The sequence below is a fragment of the Protofrankia sp. CiP1_Cm_nod1 genome (assembly GCF_920888515.1).
Classification (GTDB): domain Bacteria; phylum Actinomycetota; class Actinomycetes; order Frankiales; family Frankiaceae; genus Protofrankia.
On sequence record NZ_CAKKTM010000070.1, the window covers coordinates 1 to 771 of the forward strand.

Annotated in this window: 1 pseudogene; it reads left to right on the forward strand. The window is 75.9% G+C overall.

Annotated elements, in window-relative coordinates:
* Positions 1-771 (forward strand): annotated as a pseudogene (locus tag NBX02_RS04040) (M17 family metallopeptidase); the annotation flags it as partial.

The window sequence follows — 771 nt, forward strand, 5'->3', positions numbered from 1 at the left end:
GGCCGGTGTGGACGCGGCCGCCGCACGGGCCTTTGCCGAGGGCCTGGCGCTGGCCTCCTACCGGCCGTTCGCCGCTTGCGGGCATCCGGCCGCCGCGGTGGGCGGGACGAGCGCGCCGCGCGGCGCGGCTGGTCATGCCGATGACCCCGGCCTCGGCGGCACCCCTGCCGAGCCCGTCACCGTTGAGCCCGTCACCGTTGAGCCTGCCGGTACCGGTACTGGTGTCGAGTCCGCCGCCGATGCCGGGCCCGACGTCGCCGACGAGCCGTCGAGGATCCTGCGTGAGGTGACGCTCGTCGTCCCGGATCCGGACGACGTCGGCCTGCGGGCGTCGCTCGCCGCCGCCGCCGCGGCCGCTCGTGCCGTCCACCTCGCCCGTGATCTGATCAATACGCCGAGCCTGCTGAAGTCACCGGCCTGGTTCGCCGACCGCGCGGTCGAGCTCGGCCGGGCCGCCGGCCTCGACGTCGAGGTGCTCGGCCCCGACGAACTGGCCGGCGAGGGCTTCGGGGGGCTGGTCGCGGTGGGCGCGGGCTCGACACGCCCACCCCGGCTGGTGCGGCTGACCTACAGCGGCCCTTCGGCCGGCGCTCCCTCGGCCGGCGGCCCCTCGTCGGACGGGGCGCGCGCGTCGGCGGACGCCCGGCACGTGGTGCTGGTGGGCAAGGGGATCACCTTCGACTCCGGTGGCCTGTCGTTGAAGCCCGCGACGTCCATGACCACCATGAAGACCGACATGTCCGGCGCCGCGGCCGTCCTGGCGACCATGGT